The sequence below is a fragment of the Caballeronia sp. M23-90 genome (assembly GCF_053574605.1).
In genome coordinates this window covers 1-3,012 of record NZ_JBSIPA010000624.1, presented here as the reverse complement: position 1 = coordinate 3,012, position 3,012 = coordinate 1, and the positions used below count along the sequence as shown (strand labels likewise).

The 3,012-nt window shown below is 63.2% G+C and carries 4 protein-coding genes; 2 read left to right on the top strand and 2 right to left on the bottom strand.

Annotated elements, in window-relative coordinates; translation table 11 throughout:
- Together thiE and thiD are read left to right on the top strand one after the other, a co-directional pair.
- Positions 1–509: thiamine phosphate synthase (gene thiE, locus ACRXB1_RS33715; protein WP_449494496.1), on the top strand; the 509-nt coding region annotated here is incomplete at its 5' end.
- On the top strand, positions 506–1,312 hold the full coding sequence (gene thiD, locus ACRXB1_RS33710; protein ID WP_061999129.1) for a bifunctional hydroxymethylpyrimidine kinase/phosphomethylpyrimidine kinase: 807 nt from the start codon (positions 506–508) through the stop codon (positions 1,310–1,312). The genes thiE and thiD, both read left to right, overlap by 4 nt.
- On the opposite strand, the gene ACRXB1_RS33705 is transcribed toward thiD, so the two are convergent.
- Together ACRXB1_RS33705 and ACRXB1_RS33700 are read right to left on the bottom strand one after the other, a co-directional pair.
- On the bottom strand, positions 1,299–2,213 hold the full coding sequence (locus ACRXB1_RS33705; protein ID WP_449494495.1) for a DUF1853 family protein: 915 nt from the start codon (positions 2,211–2,213) through the stop codon (positions 1,299–1,301). The genes thiD and ACRXB1_RS33705 overlap by 14 nt on opposite strands.
- The coding region (locus tag ACRXB1_RS33700; protein WP_449494494.1) for a uracil-DNA glycosylase at positions 2,210–3,012 on the bottom strand (803 nt) is incomplete at its 5' end. The genes ACRXB1_RS33700 and ACRXB1_RS33705, both read right to left, overlap by 4 nt.

Sequence of the window (3,012 nt, the reverse complement as noted above, 5' to 3'; positions counted from 1 at the left end):
TGCACAAGCGCGCGTGGCTCGCGCTCGCCTCGGATCTGCTGCCGATCACGCGCCAGTTTGGCGTGCCGCTGATCATCAACGATCACATCGATGTCGCGCTCGCCTGCGGCGCCGATGGCGTGCATATCGGGCAGAAGGATCTGCCGCCGGAGGTCGCCCGGAAGCTGCTCGGACCGCGTGCGTTGATCGGTCTGTCGGTATCGAATGAACGCGAAGTCGATGACGCCAATCCGCTCGGCACGATGATCGATTACGTCGGTGTCGGACCCGTGTTCGACACCCCCACGAAGCCGGATGCATCGGCGGCGCTGGGTATAGAAGGAATCGCGGCGCTGTGTGCGCGGTCGTTGCATCCGACGGTGGCTATCGGCGGCATCCAGTTGAGCAACGCCGGGTATGTCAAACGCGCAAAACCGGGCGGAATCGCGGTGGTATCGGCGATCTGCAAGGCCGCCGATCCACGTCTCGCCGCGCAGCAATTGCGCGCTGAAAATTCCCGGACATCATGACCCATTCGATCCCCAACGTTCTCACCATCGCCGGTTCCGACTCGGGCGGCGGTGCGGGTATCCAGGCCGACTTGAAGGCGTTTTCGGCGCTCGGCGCATATGGTTTGTCGGTGATCACCGCCCTCACCGCGCAAAACACGCGCGGCGTGACGGCGATCCACACGCCGGATGCGTCGTTCGTCACGGCGCAACTGGACGCTGTTTTCGACGATATCCGTATCGATGCCGTGAAGATCGGCATGCTCGCCAACGCCGATGTGGTGCGCGCGGTTGCGATAGCGTTGCGTCGATACCAACCGGCGCATGTCGTGCTCGACACGGTCATGATTTCCAAGAGTCATCATGCGTTGCTCGCACCGGAAGCCGTCGCCGCGTTACGCGATGAATTATTGCCGCTGGCCACCATCGTCACGCCGAACCTGCCGGAAGCGGCGGCGCTATTGAACGACGTGTCAGCGGAAGACGAAGAAACAATGGTGCGCCAGGGCGAAGCGCTGCGGGCGATGGGTGCGAAGGCCGTGCTGATGAAAGGCGGCCATCTGAGCGCCCCCGACAGTCCCGACTGGCTCATCGAGGCAAGTGGTTCGCTACGGCTGGGCGGTCCGCGCGTGCCGGTGAAAAACACGCACGGGACGGGATGCACGTTGTCGTCGTCGATCGCCGCGTTATTGCCGCAGCGCGACTCGCTCGCCGCCGCAACCGCCGATGCCAAGCTTTATCTGACCGGCGCGATCGAACAGAGCGCGCGACTCGAAGTCGGGCACGGCGTCGGGCCTGTGCATCATTTCTTCAAGTGGTGGTGAGGCGCGCATAACGCAGCGCGCGTTCGGGCCATTCATCCGGCACGATAAAACCACGCGAGCGCTCGCGCCAGATATCGCCGGCGCTCCGGTCGTAATTTGCGACCATGGTCGGCGATGTCAGCGCGCCGGCATCGAAGGTCAGCGTTCCGGCTTCTTCGTTCGACAACGACCGTTCCGCCAGCCACGCAAGTCTCGGCACAACGGCAAAAGCCTCGTCTCCTTTCGACTCCTGCCACTCCGATACCGTCATCCACCAGCCGCGCAAATGATCGTCGGCGAGTTCGGGGGGCAGCGTCGGCGCGGCGCCTTGTCGATAAAACAGCCTGCCCTTGACGAACAGTTCAGCGCGCCACGGTCCTTCGAATCCGAGCGATGCGAATTCATCGCGCGCGCTCAAACCGAGTTGATGATGCAAGAGCCGGTCATGCTTCAGGTCGAAGCGATCCTGCAGATTGGGTCCGACATAATCGGATAACGCGACCGCACCCTCGCCGATATGCAGATAGAACTTCACGGCAAGCTCCCAATGCAGACGTTCGCGCCGGGCGTTGTGCAAGAGGAAATCGACCTCGCCGAGGGTTTGCCCCGCTGCGCGCAACGGCACGTTGGCGGCGATCAGCCGTGCATCGGGTCCATGCGTCAAAAAGTATTCGAGCAAGGCCTCGGCATAGAGACCGAGCCGTCTCAGCGACGGTTTGCGGACCAGCGCGTGAAGCGCTTCGGGATGGTCATCGAGCGCTTCGAGCCAGCCTGAAACGGCTGCGCGCTTATCGCTTTCGACAGGACACGCGAGCGGCGCGCCCGCATGTGACGCGCTCAGCAAGTCAGGTGAGAACAGCAGCCACGCGAGATCCCGGACGGCAGGATCGTTGAATCGCGCAACCGCGCCGGCGAAGCTCACGCGCCGTCCGCCACCTTCAGCGACTCGCGATAAGTCGCCTGGGCGAGGCACAGGTCGGCCCACGCCTTGGCTTTGTCGGGCAAGCTGCGCAGCAGATACGCGGGGTGATACGTCACGATGACCGGCACGCCCTCATAGTCATGCACCCGCCCGCGCAGCGACGCAATGCTCGCCTCGGTCTTCAGCAGACTTTGCGCCGCGAAACGTCCCAGCGCGACGATCAGCTTTGGCTTCACCAGTGCGACCTGACGCTTCAGATACGGCTCGCAACGCGCGACTTCATCGAGTTCAGGATTACGGTTGCCGGGCGGGCGGCACTTGATCACGTTCGCGATAAACACATTGTCTTCACGCGATAACGCCACCGCATGCAACATGCTGTCAAGCAGCTTGCCCGCCTGCCCGACGAACGGCTCCCCTAGCTTGTCCTCGTTTTCGCCCGGTGCTTCGCCGATCAGCATCCAGTCGGCATCACGGTCGCCCACGCCGAAAACCGAGTTCGTGCGCCGCTCGCATAACTTGCAGCGCTCGCAAACGGAGACGCGGGCGGCAAGCGTGTCCCAGTCGAGGGACGCGATGTCGTTCGCGGTTTCATCGATGGCTTCCGGTTCGGGCGGCATGTGTTGCGGAAGATCGTCGATCCACGGAATGTCATCGAAGGCAGGCGGTTCCTGCGGATCGGACTTCGCCACCACCGGCGCTTCTGGCGCTTCTGGCGCTTCTCGCGCGACATTTTGGCTCTTTTGCGCCGCGGAAAGCACGGCATCGAGCGCGGTCAAGGTCTCGCTGGCGCTACGCA

Excerpts from the sequence above, each read along its gene's own strand:
- thiD (WP_061999129.1), top strand. The coding sequence starts at position 506 with ATGACCCATTCGATCCCCAACGTTCTCACCATCGCCGGTTCCGACTCG.